Here is a 21,691-nt window from a genome sequence, read left to right on the forward strand (position 1 = left end):
AGCCACCGACTCCATCTGCCGCGACATCAGACGGATCTCCAAGGGCGACAAGGCACGGTCCTTGGGCACGAAGGTCGCAATCGAAGCCGCGCCCACGTCGGCCGCCGGGTTGTCCACCTTCTCCCCATGCAGGATGGCGAAGGCATAGACCTGCTTCACGATGTCGCGGACATGCACCGCAGTGGCTGGTGCCCCGCGCCCCTTCACCTTGCCGCACAAGGCGCGCAGGTCATCGGCGGTGATTTCGTTGAGCAAGCGGTTCTTGAAGGCCGGCAGGATGTCCCGATCGACGATGCTCTTGCGCATCGCTCGCGTGCTGTCGGCCATCCGGGCGCCAGCCAGCCATTGAGCGGTCATGTCGCCAAAGTTCTTGGCGGCGGTCAGGCGGCGCTTCTCGCGCTGCTTCTCATGCGCCGGGGACTTGCCCTGGGCGACGGCCTTCTTGGCATCCAGCAGCTTTTCGCGGGCCATCGCCAGAGAAATGCCCGCCGGCCCGTAGCGGCCAATGGTCAGGGTCTCGCGGCGGCCGTTGAGACGGTAATCGAAGCGGAAGGTGACGGTACCGCTGGGCGATACCGTCACGTACATTCCATCGCGGTCAGAAGCCTTATAAGTCAAGGAATTGGGCTTCAAATTGCGCAGTGCGGTGTCGGTAAGCATCGAGGTTTTTCCTCCTGTTCATGACGGCTTTTACCGTCAGGGGTCAGGAGACCTGCTGATGCCCGGAAAGCCGCATGAAACAAGCTTTCCAGAGGAGCGATTTACCGTCAAAGACCGTTTTGGTCTCGATAGTAAACAAGGAGGTCTTAATCCGGCCTCCGGCTTCTACCGTCACCTCTACCGTCAATCCGTTACGCTGCCCGGCGATAGTCACCGATAGCTGCCGTGACGTATTTCCTTTAAAATCAACACGTTACGGCGGATTTTCGATAGGTAGCGATAGTCCCCGAAGGACCTGATTTCACTCCCACTCAATCGTCGCCGGCGGCTTCGTCGAAACGTCGTAGGTCACGCGGTTGATGCCGCGCACTTCGTTGATGATCCGGCCAGACACCTTCTTGAGCAGACCGTAGGGCAGCTCGGCCCAGTCGGCGGTCATGAAGTCGCTGGTCTGCACGGCGCGCAGGGCCACGACGTAGTCGTAGGTGCGGCCGTCGCCCATGACGCCCACGCTCTTGACGGGCAGGAAGACGGTGAAGGCCTGGCTGGTGAGGTCGTACCAGTTCTTGCCGGTGGCATCGTCGGTCCAGTTGCGCAGTTCTTCGATGAAGATGGCGTCGGCGCGGCGCAGCAGGTCGGCGTATTCCTTCTTGACTTCACCCAGGATGCGAACGCCCAGGCCCGGGCCCGGGAAGGGGTGGCGGTAGACCATTTCACGCGGCAGGCCAAGGGCCACGCCGAGTTCGCGCACTTCGTCCTTGAACAGGTCGCGCAGGGGCTCGAGCAGCTTCAGGCCGAGCTGCTCGGGCAGGCCGCCGACGTTGTGGTGGCTCTTGATGGTGACGGCCTTCTTGCTCTTGGCACCGCCCGACTCGATGACGTCGGGGTAGATGGTGCCCTGGGCCAGGAAGGTGGCGCCCTTGTGGCCTGCATCGCCGGCCTTGAGCTTGGCGGCCTCGGCCTTGAAGACGTCCACGAACAGGCCGCCGATGATCTTGCGCTTGGCCTCGGGCTCGCTGACGCCGGCCAGCTTGCCCAGGAACAGGTCGCTGGCGTCCACGCGGATGACCTTGGCGTGCAGCTTGCCTTCGAACATTTCCATGACCATGTCGCCTTCATTGAGGCGCAGCAGGCCGTGGTCCACGAAGACGCAGGTCAGCTGGTCGCCGATGGCGCGGTGGATCAGGGCCGCGGCCACGGACGAATCCACGCCGCCCGACAGGCCGAGGATGACTTCCTCCTCACCCACCTGCTCGCGGATTTTGGCGACGGCTTCCTCGATGTAGTCGCCCATGATCCAGTCGGCATTCGCCGCGCAGATCTCGCGCACGAAGCGGTTGAGCAGGGCCGCGCCCTGCACGGTGTGCGTGACTTCGGGGTGGAACTGGACGGCGTAGAAGCGGCGCGCCTCGTCGGCCATGCCGGCGATGGGGCAGGACGGCGTGGAGGCCATGACCTTGAAGCCCGGGGGCAGCTCGGTGACCTTGTCGCCGTGGCTCATCCAGACCTTGAGCATGCCGTGGCCTTCGGCCGTGGCGAAGTCCTCGATGCCCTTGAGCAGTTCGGTGTGGCCATGGGCGCGCACTTCGGCGTAGCCGAATTCTCGGGTGTGCGAGCCTTCGACCTTGCCGCCCAGCTGGGTGGCCATGGTCTGCATGCCGTAGCAGATGCCCAGCACGGGAATGCCCAGCTCGAACACGGCGTCGGGGGCGCGGTCGTCCACTTCGTAGACGCTGGCGTGGCTGCCCGACAGGATCACGCCCTTGAGGCGGCCGTCGGCGGCGAATTCACGCACCCAGTCGCTGCTGACGTCGCAGGGGTGGACTTCGCAGTAGACATGGGCTTCGCGCACGCGGCGGGCGATCAGCTGGGTGACTTGGGAGCCGAAGTCAAGAATGAGGATCTTGTCGTGTTGCATGGTCATCTCAGGCAAAGGTGATGGGAGGGGATCAGAAATCTTCAGGGGCCAGCAGCGCCAGCCCGCGCTTGCGGGCGGCGGCGGCCTGGGCCGCGTCAAAGGTGGCCAGCGGCAGGCGCAGCGACTGCGCGAGCCACAGGTAGGCCGCGTCATAGACCGGCAGGCGGGTGTCCAGCGCCACGTCGAGCACGGCCTTGTGCTGGGCGGGCGCCAGTTCGTGCAGTTCCACGCGGTGGCGGATGGCCTCGAGCACGCCCCACAGGCCTTCGACCGAGCTGTGCGGAATGCGGCCGCCGTGCACGCCCGAGGCGATCAGGTTGCCGCATTCCCACTGCCAGAGGTTGGGCGCCTGCGGGTCCACTTCATGGCGGCGGATGCGGGTATACAGGCGCTGGGTGTGCACGCTGGCGGCATCGGGCAGCAGCCAGGCGGCGGTGACGGAGGCATCGAGCACGAAGGAGGTCATGCCTGGCTCCGGCCTGCGTGGCGCAGTCGGGTGGTGGAGTCCGGCGCCTGTGCCGACTGGGCCGGCTGGGCTGGCCGCACCGTGGCCTGCAGCGCCTGCATCTGCTCCAGCTCGCGGGCGATCTGCTCGTCGGTGATCACGGGGCGGCGGCGCACCGGCAGCATGCGCACCACTTCCTTGCCGTGGCGGGTGATGCGCACTTCCTCGCCCTGCTCGACAAGTTCGATCAGGGCGGAGAAACGGGTCTTGGCTTCGTAGATGCCGACAGATTGCATGGCGGGGCTGAAAACAAAAGCAGGCCTGGTGTCCGGCCTGGCCCGAATTCTATCATTCTGGCCAGAATTTCCAAAAATTCAGACCAGAACCATGCGGATATTCGCCGGCCTTGCCTCGGGGGGCTGTCGGTGAACGCCACTCAGCGCTGTTCGCGCACGAAGCCGACAAACCGCGCCAGCGCGGGCGACATGGCTCCGGCAGGCCATGCCAGGCTGGTCTCGCAGACCGGCAGGGCAACGGCCTTGCTGCCCGCACGGGCGCTGGCGAAAACCGCCTCGCGGTAAACCACGCCGGGCCTGCAGAACTGCATCACGCTGGCGGGCACCCAGGCCAGGCCGATGCCGCCCCAGACCAGGTTCACGATGGTCTGCATCTGTATCGCCTGCTGCGCGATGCGCGGCACATGTCCGTGCCGTCGGTACAGATCCGTCACCGCGTCATGGAGCGAGGGCATGATGCGGCGCGGAAAGATCACCAGCGGCTGCTCCAGCACTTCGTCGAGCATCAGCCGGTCCGCACCGGCAAGCGCATGCTGCTGCGGCAGGGCCAGCACCATGGCTTCCCGTCCCACGGCCAGGCGCTCCAGGCCGGCCGGCGCATGCCCGGGGGCATGCAACATCAGTCCGGCATCGATCTGCCCGCGCTCAAAGGCTTCCATCTGCACATCGCTGGTGGCCTCGACCAGCTCCAGCGCCACACCTGGCGTGCCTGCCACGAAGTCCCGCACCCACAGCGGCAGCCGGGTGAAGCCGATGGTGGAGACAAAGGCCAGCCGCACGCGCCCCACTTCTCCCGCTGCCGCGGCCCGCGCAATCCCAGGCAGCGCTGCCGCCCGCCCCAGCAGTTCACGCACCTGCGGCACAAGCGCCTCGCCGGCCGGCGTCAGCGCGACGTGGCGGCTCGAGCGCTCGAACAGCGCCACGTCCAGGCTGCGCTCCAGCTGGGCGATGGCCTGGGTGAGCGGCGGCTGCGTCATGTGCAGGCGCGATGCGGCGCGGCCGAAGTGCAGCTCGTCCGCCACGGCCAGGAATTGCCGCCAGACGCGCAGATCGATGGGGGGCTCATTCATATGCCCAGCATATCAATCATGCCGATGAATAGGATTGGATCAGATGAATCAGTCGGCCCATACTCATCCAACCCCCACAACGAGAGACATGCCATGACCCCGCCGAACCAGATCAACCGCCGAAGCGCCCACATCACCGAAGGCAAGGCGCGCGCAGCCAACCGCTCCATGTTCTACGGCATGGGCTACAAGGAAGAGGATTTCAAGAAGCCCATGGTCGGCGTGGCCAACGGCCACAGCACGATCACGCCGTGCAACTCCGGCTTGCAAAGGCTGGCGGACGCGGCCATCGCAGGCATCGAGGAGGCCGGCGGCAACGCGCAGGTGTTCGGCACGCCGACCATCTCGGACGGCATGTCCATGGGCACGGAAGGCATGAAGTACTCGCTGGTCAGCCGCGAGGTGATCGCCGACTGCATAGAGACCTGCGTGGGCGGCCAGTGGATGGATGGCGTGCTGGTGGTCGGCGGCTGCGACAAGAACATGCCGGGCGGCATGATGGGCATGCTGCGCGCCAATGTGCCGGCCATCTATGTCTACGGCGGCACCATCCTGCCCGGCAGGTGGAAAGGCCGGGACCTGAACATCGTCAGCGTGTTCGAGGCCGTCGGCGAGAACGCCGCGGGAAAGATCAGCGACCAGGAGCTCAAGGACATCGAGCAGCACGCCATTCCCGGCACGGGCTCGTGCGGCGGCATGTACACCGCCAACACCATGTCCAGCGCGTTCGAGGCGCTGGGCATGAGCCTGCCCTACTCCTCCACCATGGCCAATCCCCATGATGAAAAGGAGAACTCGGCCAAGGAATCCGCCAGGGTGCTGATCGAGGCCATCAAGATGGACCTCAAGCCGCGCGACATCGTGACGCGCAAGTCCATCGAGAACGCGGTCTCGGTGATCATGGCGACCGGAGGCTCCACCAATGCCGTGCTGCACTTTCTTGCGATCGCCCATGCGGCCGGCGTGCCCTGGTCCATCGACGACTTCGAGCGCATCCGCCAGCGGGTGCCGGTGCTGTGCGATCTCAAGCCCAGCGGCAGATACCTGGCGGTGGACCTGCACCAGGCGGGCGGCATCCCGCAGGTGATGAAGATCCTGCTGAATGCGGGCCTGCTGCACGGCGACTGCATCACCATCTCGGGCCAGACCATCGCCGAGACCCTGGCCGGCGTGCCTGACGAACCGCCCAACCCCCAGGTCATCCGCCCCCTCTCGGATGCGCTCTACCCGCAGGGCCACCTGGCCATCCTCAAGGGCAACCTGAGCCCGGAAGGCGCGGTGGCCAAGATCACAGGCCTGAAAAACCCGGTCATCACCGGCCCGGCACGCGTGTTCGACGATGAGCAATCGGCACTGGCGGCCATCCTCGACGGCAGGATACAGGCCGGCGACGTGATGGTGCTGCGCTACCTGGGCCCCAAGGGCGGCCCCGGCATGCCGGAAATGCTGGCCCCCACGGGCGCCCTGATCGGCGCCGGCCTGGGCGAGAGCGTGGGCCTGATCACCGATGGCCGCTTCTCCGGCGGCACCTGGGGCATGGTGGTCGGCCACGTGGCGCCGGAAGCGGCCGTGGGCGGCACCATCGCGCTGGTGCACGAGGGCGACTCGATCACCATCGACGCGCACGCATTGCAGCTGCAGCTGAACGTGCCCGAAGACGTGCTCGCCCAGCGCCGTGCGGCATGGAAGGCCCCCGCGCCACGCTACACGCGGGGCGTGCAGGCCAAGTTCGCATTCAACGCATCGAGCGCCAGCTCGGGCGCGGTGCTGGACAACTTCGCCATTTGAGCGTCGTCATCTGAGCTTCGTCATCTGAGCTTCGTGAGCGCACGAAAAAAAGAGGTCCGGGCAGCGGCTGCCCGGACCTCTTTTCCATCTCGCGCCAAGGCGCTGGCCCTGGGTCAGTCGGCGCGGTAGTTGGGCGCTTCCTTGGTGATCTGCACGTCATGCACGTGCGATTCACGGATGCCTGCGGCGGTGATCTCCACGAACTCGGCCGTGTTGTTCATCTCTTCGATGGTGGCGCAGCCGCAGTAGCCCATGGCAGCGCGCACGCCGCCGGCCATCTGGTAGACGATGGAGACCATGGAGCCCTTGTAGGGCACGCGGCCTTCGATGCCTTCGGGCACGAGCTTGTCGGCGTTGGGATTGCCGGTGCTCGATTCCTGGAAGTAGCGGTCGGCCGAGCCCTGCTGCATGGCGCCGATGGAGCCCATGCCGCGATAGCTCTTGTACGAACGGCCCTGGTACAGGATGACTTCGCCCGGAGCCTCTTCGGTGCCGGCGAACATGCCGCCCATCATGATGGTCGAGGCGCCAGCGGCCAGGGCCTTGGCGATATCGCCCGAGAAGCGGATGCCGCCGTCGGCGATCAGCGGCACGCCCGTGCCTTGCAGGGCCTGGGCCACGCTGTCGATGGCCATGATCTGGGGCACGCCCACACCGGCGACGATGCGCGTGGTGCAGATGGAGCCGGGGCCGATGCCGACCTTCACGGCGTCGGCGCCTGCCTCGGCCAGTGCCAGCGCAGCGGCGCCGGTGGCGATGTTGCCGCCGATGACGTCCACCTGCGGGTAGTTCTGCTTGACCCAGCGCACGCGGTCGATCACGCCCTTGCTGTGGCCGTGGGCCGTGTCCACCACCAGTGCATCGACGCCGGCCTTGACCAGCAGCTCCACGCGCTGCTCGGTGCCCTCGCCCACGCCCACGGCGGCGGCCACGCGCAGGCGGCCTGCGCTGTCACGCGCTGCGTTGGGGAAGGTGGTCTGCTTGGTGATGTCCTTGACGGTGATCAGGCCCTTGAGTTCAAAGGCGTCGTTCACGACCAGGATGCGTTCGAGCTTGTGCTTGTTGAGCAGGGCCTTGGCTTCCACGGGCGTGGTGCCGTCCTTCTCGTTGACGGTGATCAGGCGCTCGCGCGGCGTCATGATCTGGCTGACCTTGACGTCGTAGCGGGTCTCGAAGCGCAGGTCGCGGCTGGTGACGATGCCCACCACCTTGCCGCCGTCGCAGACGGGAAAGCCCGAGATGCCGAGGTTCTCGGACAGCTGCAGCACCTGCAGCACGGTGTGCTCGGGGGTGATGACCACGGGGTCGTGCACCACGCCGGATTCGTGGCGCTTGACCTTGGACACTTCGGCGGCCTGCTGCTCGGCCGTCATGTTCTTGTGGATGACGCCGATACCGCCCTCTTGCGCGATGGCAATGGCCAGACGCGCCTCGGTCACGGTGTCCATGGCGGCGGACACAAGGGGAATGTTCAGGGAGATGTTGCGCGAAAAGCGCGTCTTGAGCGAAGTGTCCTTGGGCAGGACCTGGGAGAAAGCGGGGACCAGAAGGACGTCGTCGAAGGTCAGGGCTTTACCGAGAAGGCGCATGTGAGAGCTCCAAAAGAAGGATTGTACCCGTGCGCCGGATCACAATGTATGCTGTAGGCCATTCGGCCCGATCCCCAACTCACCATGCACGCCATCAAGCTTGTTTTGCTAGTCACGCTTGCCGCCTGTTCGCTGCCCGCAGCCGCCCAGTGGCAATGGGTCGACGCCACAGGCCGCAAGGTCTTCAGCGACCGCGCACCGCCTCCTGACATTCCCGCCAAGAACATCCTGCGCCAGCCTGGCGGCAGCACACCGCCGCCTGCCGCCGCGCCCTCCGCCGCTGCGGCAGCTGCGGATGCAGGCACGGCGCCTGCGGCGGACGCCGCGGCACCGGCAGCACCTGCCGCAGCCGCCAAGGACACCAAGCCCGCAGGCACCGACAAGGCCCTGGAAGAGCAAAAGCGCAAGGCCGAAGCCCAGGAGGCCGCCAAGGCCAAGGCGGAAAAGGAACGGATTGCCAAGCAGCGCCAGGACAACTGCGCACGCGCCAAGCAGTCCAAGACCGCGCTGTCTTCGGGCCGCCTGCTGGGCTACACGAATGAGCAGGGCGAGCGCGGCTTCATGGACGACGCCACGCGCGATGCGGAACTCAAGCGCGCCGACGCCATCATCGCCTCCGATTGCGGCGCAATGCGCTGATCGCCGAATCCGGGCCGGCTCAGTAGCCGGCCTTGGCTCCAGGCCTCTGGCGCTGGAACAGCCCCGTGGCCCGAGCGCCCTGGCGTGCGAAACGCTCGCGGCGCGCCACCTTGGGGTCCACGGTCAAGGGCCGGTACAGCTCCACTCGGTCACCGTCGCGCAGGGCTTGCGTCAAAGGCGCGCTGCGGCCCCACAGGCCTGCCGGCCCGGCCTGCGCAAAGCCCAGCGCCTGCCAGCCGCCCGCCGCCGCCACCGCATCGGCAATCGTGGCACCGGCCGGCAATTGCAGAAACAGCTCGACGACTTCGCCGGCGCGCGCACTGCAGGCCAGCGTGATGCGCACAGCGGGCTGGGCCTCAGCCATAGACCTGCTCGGCACGCTTGATGAAGGCATCGACCATGGAGCCTGCAATGCGGTCGAACACCGGGCCGACCACGGCGGCCAGGGCCATGTTGTCGAAACCGTAGTCCAGTTGCAGTTCGACACGGCAGGCGCGCTGCGATCCGTCGCCCACGGGGCGGAACATCCAGTTGCCCTCCAGCCGCGAGAACGGCCCCTTGATCAGGCGGATGCTGACCTGGCGCCCGCCATCGTCGAGCACGCTGTGCGTGTTGCGCGTGACGAAGGACTTGCGCATGCCGCCGAATGCAATGCCCACCTCGGCCGTCATGCCCTGCTCGTCCTGCTCCAGCACCCTGGCCTGATCGCACCAGGGAAGGAAGTCGGCATAGTGGGCCACGTCCGTCACCAGGGCAAACATTTCTTGGGGGCTGTACCAGATCAGGACGGACTTGTTGACTTTTTTCATGAATGGGGCGGGCTGCACGGCATGCAAAACACCGGCAGCGCCGCCATGGCACAGCCGGCTGTCACAATGACGGCAAGGCGAAACTAAAATCCCGCACGGCGGGAAGACGGCAATCCAGTATTGTAGGGAGACCTTTCATCTCCAGGTTTTCGCCGCATCTATTACTCCATGGCCAAGAAACCTGAAACACAGTCGCGCATCGCCGACAACAAAAAAGCCGCATTCAACTACTTCTTCGAGGAACGCTTCGAGGCCGGCATCGTGCTGCACGGCTGGGAAGTGAAGGCACTGCGCAGCGGCAAGGTGCAGTTGACGGACGGCTACGTCATCGTCAAGGACGGCGAGCTGTTCCTGCTCGGCTGCCAGATCAACCCGCTCAAGACCGCCTCCACCCACGTCAACCCCGACGCGGCGCGCATCAAGAAACTGCTGCTCAAGAAGGACGACATCCTGCGCCTGATCGGCAAGGTGGAGCAAAAGGGCTTCACCCTGGTGCCCATCAACCTTCACTGGAAGAACGGCTATGTCAAATGCGACATTGCCCTGGCCAAGGGCAAGGCCGAGCACGACAAGCGCGACGTGATCAAGGACCGCGAAGGCAAGCGCGAGGTCGAGCGCGCCATGAAGAGCTTCAACCGTTGACGGGCATCCGCAGCTTTTTTTGCACTGCTGCGGAATAAACCGGCACGGCCCAGTGTTCATTGCAGTGTCCGGCCGCAATTTCGCGCGCCGGCAAGCACCGGAGACAGCGATGAAGAAGCTCGGCATGAAACTTGGTACCTGTGCCTTCACGGCAGCCCTGACATTGGCCCTGGCAGGCTGCTATTCCGCGCCTGCGGCCAACGCCTCTGGCCAGACGCCGCCCAGTGCGGTCAGCGTGCAAAACGGCATTCTGGTCGGCGCCAACGGCATGACGCTCTATACCTTCGACAAGGACACGGCCGGCAGTGGCAAGTCCGTCTGCAATGGCCCCTGCGCGACCAACTGGCCGCCCCTGATGGGCAAGCAGGCGCCCTCTGGCGGCAACTACAGCGTGATCCAGCGCGACGATGGCAGCAGCCAGATCGCCTACAAGGGCAAGCCCCTGTACTACTGGGTGAAGGACGGCAAGGCCGGCGATACCACGGGCGACGGCGTCATGGGCGTCTGGCATACCGCACGCCCCTGAGTCCGGCCCCCTGCGCGATCGGACCTGCCCATGGACCGCAGCCAGATCCTGGAGCACCTGCCCGGCCTGCGCCGCTACGCGCGGCTGCTGGCAGGCGATGCCTGGGCAGCCGACGACCTGGTGCAGGACACGCTGGAACGCGCCTGCCGCAAATGGCTGCTGTGGCGCTCCGATGGCGATCTGCGCGCCTGGCTGTTCACCCTGATGCACAACCTCTACCTGAACCAGCGGCGCTCTGCCGCACGAGGGCAGTGGCTGGACATCGACAGCCTGTCCGAGTCCCTGGCAGCGCCCGAGGACAGCAGCGACGCTGCCCTGGACCTGGAGCGCTGCCTGCAGCGCCTGCCCGCCGAGCAGCGGGCGGTGCTGCTGCTGGTCAGCGTGGAGGACATGAGCTATGCCGACACGGCGCGCGTGCTGCAGCTGCCCCTGGGCACCGTGATGTCGCGCCTGTCGCGCGCACGCTCCCGGTTGCGCGAGCTGATGGAGGCGCCGCCCGCAGCTTCGCCCGCCCAGACTGCTGCACCCCAAGCCGCAGCCCCGTCGCTGCGCCGGCTCAAATGAGGAGGCCGCCATGACTGCCCCCGCCCCCACCTCCCCCTCCTCCTGTGTCTCGGCTGCCACGGCCACCCCCGACGAGCAGCTGCATGCCCTGGTCGATGACCGCCTGCCGGCCCCACAGGCACAGGCGCTGCGCGAGCAGCTGGATGCAGACAGCGCAGCACGCGTGGAGCAATGGCAGCGCCAGCGGCAGCTGCTGCGCGCCCTGCACGGCGCCCGCAGCGAACCGCCCATGCCCGATGAAATGCGCGCCGCCGCCGAGCAGCTGCAGGGCCTGCAACAGCGCCAGCAGCAATGGTGGCGCTGGGGCGGCATGGCCGCAGGCTGGCTGCTGGCCTTCGGCCTGGGCTGGCTGGTGCACGGGCAGCAGGCAGCGCCTGCGGCACCCTCAACGGCGGACACGCTGGCCGCTGCCGCACCTGCCCGCTTCGCCCATCAGGCAGCAGTCGCCCACGCGGTCTACCAGCCCGAGCAGCGCCACCCGGTCGAGGTCGAGGCAGCGCAACAGGCCCATTTGCTGCAATGGCTTTCCAAGCGCCTGGGCCGGCCGCTGAAGCTGCCAGCCCTCACGGAACTGGGCTATGAGCTGGTGGGCGGCCGGCTGCTGCCCGGCGACAGCGGCGCACGCGCCCAGTTCATGTACCAGGATGCGGCCGGCGAGCGCATCACCCTGTATCTGGGCGCGCTGGAGGACCCGGCCACGCGTGGCGAGACCGCCTTTCGCTTCAGCAGCGACGGCCCCGTGCCCAGCTTCTACTGGGTGGACCAGGGCTTTGGCTATGCCCTCAGCGGCGCCCTGCCACGCAACCGGCTGCTGCAGCTGGCCACGGCCGTGCACCAGCAGCTTTGAAGCCTGGGGCCACGGCTACCAGGGCAGCGGCGCCGCCTCGCCGTTGCCATGTTCGCCGTAGTACAGCGAGGGCAGGAAGCGCGACAGGTAGGTGAACTCCGTGTAGCAGTGGCGCAGCAGGCCCAGGCCCAGCGCGTCGGGCAGCTCGGCCGCCGGGTCCGTGCAGGACTGCCCCAGCAGGAAGCGGCTGCGCAGCACGCAGCCAAAGGGCGTATCGCGCGCCAGGTGCACCATCTGCCCGTCCATCGGGTCCCCGCTGGCATCCAGCTGCACATGCTCGCCGAAGCCGATGCGCGCATACACGGCGGCCGAGGCGCGTTTTTCGGCAAAGGCCAGCTCCAGTTGCGCAGGGTCGAACAGCTCGCGCGGATCATGGAACTTGAGCCTGGCAGCCACGGGCGGAATATCGGCCAGGGACTCCACGGCCTCGATGGAGGCGCCTATGTAGCTCTCGCCCTTCTTCCATTGCGCATCCCAGCCGCGATGTGCGATGTGGTCATGCGGATGCCACCACTTGATGTGCTGCGTGGTCTCGAAGAACTTGAACCACCAGTCCAGCATGCGGCCGCTGCAGCCGTGCAGGTCGGTGCGGCAGGCCACCACCAGACAGCCGCTGGGCAGGCGCTGGATTCCCGTCTCCAGCCGCAGCGGCGTGATGTGCAGCAGCTCGTCGATGCGGGAAATGTCGGGCTCGAAGGCATGGGAGTTCATGGGTGTTTTCCGTTCCTGGGTTGATGAGGAAAAGCCATCTTATATTAAAGAAACGAATAACGTTTCCAAACAATCGGATAATCCCAGCCGGGTAACAAAATGCTGCACAACCAGGCACGACCCTGCACAACACCGAACGGAACGACAAGAAATCCAATGGAATCCGAAATCACTCCTGCGGCCCCCAGGCCGCGCGGGCGGCCGGCCCGGCCCGAGCACGAGGCCAACGATGCCGCCCTGGCCGCCGCCACCTGGCTCTTGCTCAACGAAGGCTATGCCGCCACCACCATGGAAGCCGTGGCCAGGCGCGCGGGGCTGGCCAAGAAGACGCTCTACCGCTTTGCCGCCAACCGCGAGGATCTGGTGGCCCTGGTGGTGCGCAGCTGGACCGACGGTTTCCGCCCCGCCCTGTCGGCCGATGCGCAGTCGGCCTCAGAGGTGGCTCCGGCGCTGGCCGAGATCCTGCGCGTGATTGCCGCGCGCGTGCTGTCAGCCGAGGCGGTGGGGATGTTCCGCCTGCTCACCACCGATTTCCCCGCCAAGCCCGAGTTGCTGGAGGTCTACCAGCGCAACGGCATAGAGCGCGGCCGCGGCATGCTGGTGGACTGGCTGCGGCGCCAGTGCGCGAAGGGGTTGCTCAGGGCAGAGCAGCCCGATGTCATCTGCGACCTGTTGCTGTCCATGGCCATTGCCGAGCCGCTGCGGCAGATGGCCCTGGGCCTGACGCCGCCCGTGCCCGAATGGGATCCGGGCCCGCGCATTGACGACGCGGTACGGCTGCTGGCAGGCCATTCCTGCCGCATGGAGCCCGCTGATTGCTGAACCGAAAAAAAGGCCATCCGGCGCGGTGCCGGATGGCCTTTTGAACCCTTGGAGGTTTGAGCAACCGCCGCGCGATCAGTCCAGCGCCGCCAGCGGGTGCGAGTGCACGGGCCAGGGGCTGTCGAAGAAGGCACGCCATTGCGCGTCCTGCACGTCTTCGATGCGCGCGGGGTTCCAGCGCGGTTGGTGGTCCTTGTCCACGGCCAGGGCGCGAATGCCTTCGATGGTCTCGCTCTGGCCGGGGCGCAGGTAAAAGCAGTGGCGCACCATGTCGCGCTCCATGCGCAGGTCCTGGGCCAGCGTCATGCCGCGTGCGCGGCGAATCTGCTCCAGCACCACGTGCAGCATCAGCGGCGAGCGCTTGCGCAGCGTGGCTGCCGTGTGCTGCGCCCACTCGCCATCCGCCGCTTCCAGTGCCTGCACCATGGCAGCCACCGTGGGCAGGGCGAACACGCGGTCGATCTCGGCGCGGGGCTGTGCCGCTGGCTTGGCCGGGGCCGTGAACTTCGACTTCACCAGGGCCTCGACGGCCGCTGCATCGGCAAAGCTGCCGCCGGCCAGCGCGTCCCACAGCGCAGGCTGCTGGTCCGAGGGCAGGTAGCCATCGGCCAGGCCGAAGTCCAGCGCATCGGCCGCGCCGATCACATCGCCCGTCAGCGCCAGCCACTCACCCGCATGACCGGGGCAGCGCGATAGGAAGTAGCCGCCGCCCACATCGGGGAACAGGCCGATGGCCGTCTCCGGCATGGCCATCTTGGTGCGTTCGGTGACGATGCGCAGCGTGCCGCCCTGGCTGATGCCCATGCCGCCGCCCATGACGATGCCGTCCATGAAGGCGATGTAGGGCTTGCCGAAGGTGTGGATCAGGTGGTTGAGCGCGTACTCCTCGGTGAAGAAGTCCTCCAGCTGCGGATTGCCCGTGCTGCCTGCGCCGTGCAGAAAACGAATGTCGCCGCCCGCGCAGAAGGCGCCGAAGGCCCCTTCCTTGCCCATGCCGCGGATGGCCACGGCCAGCACCTGATCGTCCTTTTGCCAGGCCAGCAGGGTGGCCAGCAGATCGCGCACCATGCCCAGCGACAGCGCGTTCAGCGCCTTGGCCCGGTTCAAGGTGATCATGCCAATGCGGCCCCGCACTTCGCTGAGGACTTCGCCGGCAGCTCCCGTCATATCTTGCTCCTTGTTGCTATGCATGCCCTGCCCCGGCAGCCCGGGGCGATGAGCCGCAACCATAGCTGAAAATCCGCGCCCACCCCTGACAAACAGGTGCCAATTTGCGCAAGTGCACGACAGGGCGGGCAGCCGCCGCGCACCGCAGCGCACTCAGTCCAGAGAGACGCCCGTGCTCTTGACCACGCCGGCCCAGCGCTTGATCTCGCTGCGGATGTAGGCGCCGTATTCCTCGGGCGTGGAGCCCAGTCCTTCGGCGCCCTGCAGCTGCAGCTTCTCGACCACGCCCGGGTCCTTGAGTGCGCGCATCAGCTCCTGGTTGAGCCGCTGGATGATGGCGGCTGGCGTCTTCGCGGGCACCATCACGCCCTGCCAGGCCCCGGCCTCGAAGCCGGACATGCCGCTTTCGGCCAGCGTGGGTGCGTCGGGGAAGTTGGGCAGGCGCTTGGAGGAACTCACGGCCAGCAGCTTGAGCCGTCCCTCCTTGATGAAGGGAGCGACGGAGTTGATGGTGTCGGTCATGAAGTCGATCTGCCCGGCCACCAGATCCACGTCGGCCGGCGCGCTGCCCTTGTAGGGCACGTGGCTGGCCTCGATCTGGTAGTGCTGCACGACCTGGAAGGCCGCCAGGTGGGTGACGTTGCCGTTGCCGGCCGAACCATAGGACAGCTGGCCCGCCTTGTCCCTGGCATGGCGCACGAACTCCTGCACGTTCTTCACCGGCAGCTTGGGGTTGACCACCAGGCCCAGCGGCACCACGGCCGTCAGCGCCACGGGCATCAGGTCCTTGTTCACGTCGTAGCTCATCTTCTTGTAGAGCGACGGGCTCAGCGCAATGGACGAGGTGTTGTAGAGCACGGTGTAGCCATCGGGCGCGGCCTTGGCCACCAGGGCGTTGCCGATGTTGCCGTTGGCGCCGGGCCGGTTGTCCACGATCACGGTCTGGCCCAGTTGCTGGCCGACCTGCTGGGCCAGCACGCGCGCCACCAGGTCGGTGGGCCCGCCCGGCGGGAAAGGCACGACCAGCGTGATGGGCTTGCTGGGCCAGGCCTGCTGGGCCAGGGCCGCTCCCGGCACTGCCGCTGCGGCTGCCATGCAGGCCGCCACGGCGGCCAGCACCCTGCGCCGCGCTTGTCTGCCTGCGGCCTTGTTGCCTTTCTTGTCCATGCTGTTGTCTCCTGGTGTCGTTATGGGAATTCTTTTGTCCGTCTAGCTGCGTCCGGCCAGCAGGCGCACGGCCGTGTACTCCATGACCTTGTGGTGGCCCTGGTTGAAGACCTCGATGCGCGAGGTGACGACGGCGCGGTTGCCCTTGGAGGTGGGCTTGATGGCGGTGACTTCGACCAGGGCTTCGATGGTGTCGCCCACCAGCACGGGGCCGAGGATCTTCTGGTGCAGCTCCAGCATGGCCAGGCCCGTGCCCTGGATCATGCTTTGCAGGATGAAGCCTTCGATCAGCGTATAGGTCAGCGCGCCCGGTACGGGACGGCCTGCGATGGCGCCGCCGTCATAGCCGTCCTCGATGAAGATGGCCTCCAGCATGCCGGTGACGTTGATGAAGGCGACCAGGTCGGATTCGGTCACGGTGCGGCGGAAGGTGCGCAGCTGCTGGCCAACCTGCAGGTCCTGCCAGAAAAAGCCCTGGCCCATGCGGGGCACGGCGTTCCAGGCGGCGCCAGGGTGGGGCTGCGGGGTGTTCACTGTCATCTCATGTCTCCTGTTGCGTGGTCTGCAGGCCGGCGATGCGCTCGGCGCTCCAGCCCGCCTGGGCCAGCAGCGCCGCCGTGTGCTCACCCAGGCGCGGGGGCATGCCCATGGGCGCCTGCCGGCCATCCATGCGCACGGAGGAGCGAGGCAGGTGCACCGTGCCCATGGCGGCGTCGTGCAGCGGCACGAAGAACTCCGTGGCCTGCAGGTGTGGATCGGCAGGCAGATCGTCCATGCGTGCCACCGGGGCGGCAGGAATCTCCAGGCGCTGGCAGGTGTCCAGCCAGTACTGGGTGCCGTGCAGCGCCACATGCTCGCCCGCGGTCTCCAGCAGCTCGGCAATGTGGGCAGTGCGGCTGGCCTGGCTGGCAAAGCGCGCATCCAGGGCCAGCTGCGGCTGGCCCACGGCGGCGAAGAAGCGCTGCCAGTGCGCATTGGTGTACGGCATCATGCAGACGTGGCCGTCCAGCGTTCGGTAGGGCTTGCGCCAGGGCGCCATCACGCGCGGGTAGCCTGCGCCGCTGAGCGCGGGGCTGAAGTGCATGCCGTAGAAATGCTCGACCAGGTTGAAGCCCACCATGGTCTCGTACATGGGCACTTCGACAAAGCAGCCGTGGCCGCTGCGCTCGCGCTGGAACAGCGCCGCCAGCACGGCATGCGCGGCCACCAGGGCGCAGGTCTTGTCGGCCGCGATGGTGGGCAGGTAGCGCGCCTCGCCCGTCTGGCGTTCCATCAGGTCGGCCAGGCCGCTCATGCCCTGGATGACGTCGTCGTAGGCGGGCATGCCCGCATAGGGGCCGTCTTCGCCAAAGCCATGCAGGCCTGCATAGACCAGGCGCGGATAGCGCTCGCGCAGCGTTGCGGGGTCCAGGCCCAGCGGGGCCAGCTTTTGCGGGCGCATGCTGTGCATGAACACATCGGCCGTGGCCAGCAGCGCATGCAGGGCCTGGCGCGACTCTTCCCGCTTGAGGTCCAGCACCACGCTCTTCTTGCTGCGGTTGGTGCCCATGAACATGGCTGCCATGCCGGGCTCCACGGCCGGGCCGGTGTGGCGCGTGGAGTCGCCGGCCGGCGGCTCGATCTTGATGACTTCGGCGCCATAGTCGGCCAGCACCTGGCTGGCCAGCGGCCCGAACACCACGCTGGACAGATCCAGCACCCGAATCCCTGTCAACGCAGCCTGCACTGTGGTCTCCATGTTGCTTCAGGGAGCCAGTATTTGATATCTTTGAAGTTGCGTCTAAGACTTAATTCAGCATCGCTGATACACGGTGGATATCAATGGACCTGCGCCAACTGCGTCACTTCGTCACCCTGGCCCGCACGCTCAACTACCGGCAGGCGGCCGAGCAGCTGCACATGTCGCAGCCGCCGCTGTCCCAATCCATCCGCCGGCTCGAAGACAGCCTGGGCGTGCAGCTGTTCCAGCGCGACCGCCGGGGCACGGAGCTGACCGAGGCAGGCCGGGCGGCCCTGGAAAGTGCCGAGCTGGCACTGCACCATGCGCGCCAGGTGCAGGAGGTCTCGCAGGCCACGGCCAGCGGCGAGCGCGGCCGGCTGCACATAGGCTTCATAGGCTCGGCCACGTTCTCGCTGATTCCACGGCTGGTGCAGGCCTTTCGCAGCGAATATCCGCTGATCGACCTGGTGCTGACCGAATCGACCACGCGCGAGATCTGCGCGCAGGTGGCCAGCGGCGATTTCGATGCCGGCCTGCTGCGCTACCCGGTGACGCAGGCCACCGAGCTGTCCATCACGCCCGTGGAAAAGGACGAACTGGTGGCCGTACTGCCCGAAGGCAACCCGCTGCTGCAGCGGCCCGCCTTGCGGCTGCGGGATCTGGCCGACCAGCCCTTCATCAACTACCGCCCCAGCGAAGTGCCCGGCCTGCATGCGCTGGTGGTGCTGGCCTGCCAGAACGCGGGCTTCATGCCCCAGGTCAAGCAGCATGCGGTGCAGGCCCAGACCCTGGTCAGCCTGGTGGGCGCGGGCCTGGGCGTGGCCCTGGTGCCGGCCGTCGTGGCCAAGGGCAGCACGCCGGGCGTGGTGTTCCGCACGCTGCAAGACGCTGGGACCCTGCCCTCCATCGGCCTGGCCCTGGCGCTCAACCCGCACCAGAGCGCAGCGGCCGGCCAGCGCCTGCGCGAATTGCTGCTGCGGCTGAATGCCTGACGGACGGCCTGGCGGACGGCGTGGCAGAAGCCGCCGCAGAAAAGACAAAGGCCGCGGATGCGGCCTTTGACAATCAGGGCGACGAAGCCGGCTGGCTTGCGCGCGCCCTCGGCGCCACGGCGCTTATGCGCCTGCGCGCGAAGCGCGCTTGCGCTCGTTCTCGGACAGGTGGCGCTTGCGCACGCGGATGCTCTTGGGGGTGATTTCCACCAGCTCGTCGTCCTCGATGAATTCCACCGCGTATTCCAGCGACAGGTCGATCGGGGGCGTGATTTTGATGGCATCTTCCTTGCCGGACACGCGGAAGTTGGTCAGCTGCTTGGTACGCGTGGCGTTGACCACCAGGTCGTTGTCACGGCTGTGGATGCCGATGATCATGCCTTCGTACACGGGATCGTTGGCCTTGACGAACATGCGGCCACGGTCGTCCAGCTTGCCCAGGGCGTAGGTGAAGATTTCGCCTTCGTCCATGGAGATCAGCACACCGTTCTTGCGGCCGCCGATTTCGCCCTTGTGCGGCTCGTAGCTGTCGAAGATGTTGGAGATCAGGCCGGAACCACGGGTCAGGTTCAGGAATTCGTTGGTGAAGCCGATCAGGCCACGCGCAGGAATGCGGTATTCCAGGCGCACGCGGCCGCGGCCATCGGGTTCCATGTTGACCAGCTCGCCCTTGCGCTCGCCCAGGGCCTGCATCACGCCACCCTGGTGGCCTTCCTCGATGTCGGCCGTCACCAGCTCGATGGGCTCGTGGCGCACGCCGTCCACGTCGCGGTAGACCACGCGGGGCTTGGACACGGCCAGCTCGTAGCCTTCACGGCGCATTTCTTCCAGCAGGATGGTCAGGTGCAGTTCGCCGCGGCCCGACACTTCGAAGATGCCGTCTTCGTCGGTTTCCTTGACACGCAGGGCCACGTTGGAACGCAGTTCCTTTTGCAGGCGGTCCCAGATCTGGCGGCTGGTCACGAACTTGCCTTCACGACCTGCCAGCGGCGAGGTGTTGACGCAGAAGTTCATGGTCAGCGTGGGCTCGTCGATCTTGAGCATCGGCAGCGGCTGGGGGTTCAGCGGGTCGGTCAGCGTGACGCCCATGCCCAGGTCGGCGATGCCGTTGACCAGCACGATGTCGCTGGGGCCGGCTTCGGTCACCTGCACGCGGTCGATGCCCTGGAACTTCAGCACCTGGTTGATGCGGCCCTTGTAGCTCTTGCCGTCAGGACCTTCCATGACCAGCACGTCGGTCGAAGGCTTGAGGGTGCCGGAGGTGATGCGGCCCACGCCGATGCGGCCCACGAAGGTGGAGTAGTCCAGCGCCGAGATCTGCATTTGCAGCGGAGCGGCGGGATCGCCCTTGACCGAAGGCACGTGCTTCAGGATGGTGTCGAACAGGGCCGACATGTCGGGGCCCCACTGCTCGCCCGGAGCGCCTTCTTCCAGCGAGGTCCAGCCGTTGATGCCCGAGGCGTACACCACGGGGAAGTCCAGCTGCTCGTCGGTGGCACCCAGCTTGTCGAACAGGTCGAACGCGGCGTTGACCACGTAGTCGGGACGCGCGCCGGGCTTGTCCACCTTGTTGACCACGAGGATGGGCTTCAGGCCCAGGGCCAGCGCCTTCTTGGTCACGAAGCGCGTCTGGGGCATGGGGCCTTCCTGCGCGTCGATCAGCAGCACCACGCCGTCGACCATGGACAGGGCACGCTCCACTTCACCGCCGAAGTCCGCGTGGCCGGGTGTGTCGAGGATGTTGATGTGCGTGTCGTTCCAGCTCACGGCGCAGTTCTTGGCCAGGATGGTGATGCCACGCTCGCGTTCGATGGCGTTGTTGTCCATCACCGTGTCCACGACTTTCTCGTGTTCGGCGAAGGTTCCGGATTGGCGCAGCAGCTGGTCCACCATGGTGGTTTTGCCGTGGTCCACGTGGGCGATGATCGCGATATTGCGGATTTGTTTGCTCATAGTGTTTTCCCATTGCCGCTGCGTCATGGGCGCGGCGTGTCTTCCAAAATCTGTTGAATTTCCAGTGAACTGAGCAGGCGGGCGGGGATGAGTTCCCCACGCACCACACGCCCCACCCCCAGCAGAGCCTGGGGGTTTTCGCCATACACAGCCACCGCCTCGGCATCGGCCCAAGCGCCCTTGCGGGGCAGGCCCGTGAGAAAACGGGCCGCATCTTGCTCGCCCAGCGTGACAGCCGCGTGGCTGGCCAGCAAGGCATCGACAGGCTGCAACTGCTGCAGACGCTCGTCCTCGCCCATGGCGGCCAGCGCCTCCAGCGAGATACAGCGCTCGACACCCAGCCCGCCAGTGTCGATACGGCGCAGCGCGCGCAGGTGCGCGCCGCAGCCCAGGGCCTCTCCCACGTCCTCCGCCAGCGTGCGGATATAGGTGCCCTTGCTGCAGGTCACCAGCATCCGGATCGCCGGCTGGCCTTGGCTGTCTTGCGTCAGCGAAAGCTCCAGTGCGTGGATTGTCACTTCGCGCGCCGGCCGCTCGACTTCGATGCCGGCACGCGCATATTCATAAAGAGCCTTGCCGTCCTTCTTGAGCGCGCTGTACATGGGCGGCACCTGGCGGATGGGGCCCGTGAACTGCGCCTGCACGGCGGCAAGCCGCTCGGCCGTGAGGGCGGCGGGATCGATGGCGCGCTCGCGCAGCACCTCGCCCTCGGCATCGGCCGTGGTCGTGGTCTGGCCCAGGCGCGCAATCGCCTCGTAGGTCTTGGCAGCTTCGAGCTGCAACTGGCTGAACTTGGTCGCCGCACCGAAGCACAGCGGCAGCACGCCGGTGGCCAACGGGTCCAGCGTGCCGGTGTGTCCGGCCTTTTCGGCGCGCAGCAACCACTTGACCTTCTGCAAGGCGTCGTTGCTGGACAGCTCCAGCGGTTTGTCGAGCAGCAACACCCCATGCACAGGGCGCCGCTGCACCCTTGTGCGTGGCGCGTTCATGGGGCTACTCTTCCTTCCCGCGCGAGGAGACGGCCTTGGCGATCAAGGCGTTCATGTCGGCCGCACGCTCGGTGGTGCGGTCGTAGATGAAGTGCAGCGTGGGCACGGTATGGATGTGCAGGCGCTTGAACAGGCCGTTGCGCAGGAAGCCTGCGGCCTGGTTCAGGGCGTCCTGCGTCTCCTGCGGATCGCCGATCAGCAGGCTGAAGTAAACCTTGGCGTGGGCATAGTCCGGAGTCACCTCCACGCTTTGCAGCGTCACCATGCCCACGCGCGGGTCCTTCAACTCGCGTGCGATCAGCTCCGCCAGATCCCGCTGGATCTGGTCGGAGACTTTGAAGCTGCGGTTCGGCGCAGCGGACTTGCGTGTTGCCATG

The 21,691-nt window shown here is 66.6% G+C and carries 24 protein-coding genes; 8 read left to right on the top strand and 16 right to left on the bottom strand.

From position 1 onward, the window contains the following. The 5 genes from ACF8LI_RS04195 to ACF8LI_RS04215 all read right to left on the bottom strand — a co-directional run. Window positions 1-660: tyrosine-type recombinase/integrase (locus ACF8LI_RS04195; protein WP_392412140.1), on the bottom strand; the 660-nt coding region annotated here is incomplete at its 3' end. A gap of 301 nt (window positions 661-961) precedes the next feature. After that, window positions 962-2,578: a glutamine-hydrolyzing GMP synthase gene (gene guaA / locus ACF8LI_RS04200; RefSeq protein ID WP_392412142.1), complete on the bottom strand. Its 1,617-nt coding sequence runs from the start codon at window positions 2,576-2,578 to the stop codon at window positions 962-964. A gap of 31 nt (window positions 2,579-2,609) precedes the next feature. Then, window positions 2,610-3,044 carry a type II toxin-antitoxin system VapC family toxin gene (locus ACF8LI_RS04205; RefSeq protein WP_012204856.1) on the bottom strand — a complete coding sequence of 145 codons (435 nt, stop codon included), beginning with the start codon at window positions 3,042-3,044 and terminating at the stop codon, window positions 2,610-2,612. After that, window positions 3,041-3,319 (bottom strand): type II toxin-antitoxin system Phd/YefM family antitoxin, encoded by a 279-nt coding sequence (locus tag ACF8LI_RS04210; protein ID WP_012204855.1) that lies wholly within the window; start codon window positions 3,317-3,319, stop codon window positions 3,041-3,043. The genes ACF8LI_RS04205 and ACF8LI_RS04210 overlap by 4 nt, the downstream gene beginning before the upstream one ends. Window positions 3,320-3,459: 140 nt before the next feature. Next, window positions 3,460-4,389: a LysR family transcriptional regulator gene (locus tag ACF8LI_RS04215; RefSeq protein WP_238002971.1), complete on the bottom strand. Its 930-nt coding sequence runs from the start codon at window positions 4,387-4,389 to the stop codon at window positions 3,460-3,462. A 93-nt stretch (window positions 4,390-4,482) separates the two neighbouring features. Here ACF8LI_RS04215 and ilvD point away from each other — a divergent pair, with 93 nt between their 5' ends. Then, window positions 4,483-6,177 carry a dihydroxy-acid dehydratase gene (gene ilvD, locus ACF8LI_RS04220; RefSeq protein ID WP_047474146.1) on the top strand — a complete coding sequence of 565 codons (1,695 nt, stop codon included), beginning with the start codon at window positions 4,483-4,485 and terminating at the stop codon, window positions 6,175-6,177. 113 nt (window positions 6,178-6,290) lie between these two features. On the opposite strand, the gene guaB is transcribed toward ilvD, so the two are convergent. Then, a complete protein-coding gene (guaB, locus tag ACF8LI_RS04225; protein ID WP_013803023.1) occupies window positions 6,291-7,766 on the bottom strand; it encodes an IMP dehydrogenase in 1,476 nt (491 codons plus the stop codon). Window positions 7,767-7,850: 84 nt separating this feature from the next. Between guaB and ACF8LI_RS04230 the strand changes: the two genes are divergently transcribed. After that, window positions 7,851-8,405: a DUF4124 domain-containing protein gene (locus ACF8LI_RS04230; RefSeq protein WP_034364364.1), complete on the top strand. Its 555-nt coding sequence runs from the start codon at window positions 7,851-7,853 to the stop codon at window positions 8,403-8,405. 19 nt (window positions 8,406-8,424) lie between these two features. On the opposite strand, the gene ACF8LI_RS04235 is transcribed toward ACF8LI_RS04230, so the two are convergent. Continuing rightward, window positions 8,425-8,769: an RnfH family protein gene (locus ACF8LI_RS04235; protein WP_046240362.1), complete on the bottom strand. Its 345-nt coding sequence runs from the start codon at window positions 8,767-8,769 to the stop codon at window positions 8,425-8,427. Beyond that, window positions 8,762-9,214: a type II toxin-antitoxin system RatA family toxin gene (locus ACF8LI_RS04240; protein WP_016448869.1), complete on the bottom strand. Its 453-nt coding sequence runs from the start codon at window positions 9,212-9,214 to the stop codon at window positions 8,762-8,764. Before ACF8LI_RS04240 ends, ACF8LI_RS04235 begins: the two co-directional genes overlap by 8 nt. Before the next feature lie 168 nt (window positions 9,215-9,382). Here ACF8LI_RS04240 and smpB point away from each other — a divergent pair, with 168 nt between their 5' ends. From smpB to ACF8LI_RS04260, 4 genes are all read left to right on the top strand, one after another. Continuing rightward, window positions 9,383-9,856 (top strand): SsrA-binding protein SmpB, encoded by a 474-nt coding sequence (smpB, locus tag ACF8LI_RS04245; protein WP_016448870.1) that lies wholly within the window; start codon window positions 9,383-9,385, stop codon window positions 9,854-9,856. Window positions 9,857-9,965: 109 nt separating this feature from the next. After that, window positions 9,966-10,382, top strand: a complete 417-nt coding sequence (locus tag ACF8LI_RS04250; RefSeq protein ID WP_016448871.1) for a hypothetical protein — start codon at window positions 9,966-9,968, stop codon at window positions 10,380-10,382. Between the two features lie 30 nt (window positions 10,383-10,412). Then, entirely contained in the window at window positions 10,413-10,946 is a 534-nt protein-coding gene (locus ACF8LI_RS04255) for an RNA polymerase sigma factor (RefSeq protein ID WP_016448872.1), read from the top strand. A 10-nt stretch (window positions 10,947-10,956) separates the two neighbouring features. Continuing rightward, a complete protein-coding gene (locus ACF8LI_RS04260; protein ID WP_034364362.1) occupies window positions 10,957-11,793 on the top strand; it encodes an anti-sigma factor in 837 nt (278 codons plus the stop codon). A 15-nt stretch (window positions 11,794-11,808) separates the two neighbouring features. Here ACF8LI_RS04260 and ACF8LI_RS04265 read toward each other — a convergent pair whose 3' ends face one another. Further along, window positions 11,809-12,504: a DAPG hydrolase family protein gene (locus ACF8LI_RS04265; RefSeq protein ID WP_016448874.1), complete on the bottom strand. Its 696-nt coding sequence runs from the start codon at window positions 12,502-12,504 to the stop codon at window positions 11,809-11,811. Window positions 12,505-12,660: 156 nt separating this feature from the next. On the opposite strand from ACF8LI_RS04265, the gene ACF8LI_RS04270 reads away from it, so the two are divergent. Then, window positions 12,661-13,326: a TetR/AcrR family transcriptional regulator gene (locus ACF8LI_RS04270; protein WP_016452376.1), complete on the top strand. Its 666-nt coding sequence runs from the start codon at window positions 12,661-12,663 to the stop codon at window positions 13,324-13,326. Window positions 13,327-13,401: 75 nt separating this feature from the next. Here the strand turns inward: ACF8LI_RS04270 and ACF8LI_RS04275 are convergent, their stop codons facing one another. The 4 genes from ACF8LI_RS04275 to ACF8LI_RS04290 form a co-directional block, all read right to left on the bottom strand. Next, the gene (locus ACF8LI_RS04275) at window positions 13,402-14,493 is read right to left on the bottom strand and encodes an enoyl-CoA hydratase/isomerase family protein (RefSeq protein WP_392412147.1); all 1,092 of its coding nucleotides are present in this window, start codon (window positions 14,491-14,493) and stop codon (window positions 13,402-13,404) included. Between the two features lie 153 nt (window positions 14,494-14,646). Next, entirely contained in the window at window positions 14,647-15,660 is a 1,014-nt protein-coding gene (locus tag ACF8LI_RS04280; RefSeq protein WP_061287777.1) for a tripartite tricarboxylate transporter substrate binding protein, read from the bottom strand. Between the two features lie 42 nt (window positions 15,661-15,702). Further along, window positions 15,703-16,200 carry a MaoC family dehydratase gene (locus tag ACF8LI_RS04285; RefSeq protein ID WP_392412149.1) on the bottom strand — a complete coding sequence of 166 codons (498 nt, stop codon included), beginning with the start codon at window positions 16,198-16,200 and terminating at the stop codon, window positions 15,703-15,705. A gap of 1 nt (window position 16,201) precedes the next feature. Beyond that, entirely contained in the window at window positions 16,202-17,398 is a 1,197-nt protein-coding gene (locus ACF8LI_RS04290) for a CaiB/BaiF CoA transferase family protein (RefSeq protein ID WP_392412151.1), read from the bottom strand. Window positions 17,399-17,481: 83 nt separating this feature from the next. Here ACF8LI_RS04290 and ACF8LI_RS04295 point away from each other — a divergent pair, with 83 nt between their 5' ends. Further along, window positions 17,482-18,372, top strand: a complete 891-nt coding sequence (locus ACF8LI_RS04295) for a LysR family transcriptional regulator (protein WP_034364354.1) — start codon at window positions 17,482-17,484, stop codon at window positions 18,370-18,372. 123 nt (window positions 18,373-18,495) lie between these two features. Here ACF8LI_RS04295 and typA read toward each other — a convergent pair whose 3' ends face one another. The 3 genes from typA to rbfA are packed head-to-tail and all read right to left on the bottom strand — an operon-like array spanning window position 18,496 to window position 21,690. Further along, on the bottom strand, window positions 18,496-20,325 hold the full coding sequence (gene typA, locus ACF8LI_RS04300) for a translational GTPase TypA (protein ID WP_034364351.1): 1,830 nt from the start codon (window positions 20,323-20,325) through the stop codon (window positions 18,496-18,498). A 23-nt stretch (window positions 20,326-20,348) separates the two neighbouring features. Beyond that, window positions 20,349-21,314, bottom strand: coding sequence for a tRNA pseudouridine(55) synthase TruB (truB, locus tag ACF8LI_RS04305; protein ID WP_392412153.1), 966 nt, complete (start codon window positions 21,312-21,314; stop codon window positions 20,349-20,351). A gap of 4 nt (window positions 21,315-21,318) precedes the next feature. Then, window positions 21,319-21,690 carry a 30S ribosome-binding factor RbfA gene (gene rbfA, locus ACF8LI_RS04310; RefSeq protein WP_016448883.1) on the bottom strand — a complete coding sequence of 124 codons (372 nt, stop codon included), beginning with the start codon at window positions 21,688-21,690 and terminating at the stop codon, window positions 21,319-21,321. Window position 21,691 lies beyond the last annotated feature (1 nt).

Origin of the sequence: Delftia sp. WSY_12 (assembly GCF_043104645.1) — a bacterium.
GTDB lineage: Bacteria > Pseudomonadota > Gammaproteobacteria > Burkholderiales > Burkholderiaceae_C > Comamonas > Comamonas tsuruhatensis.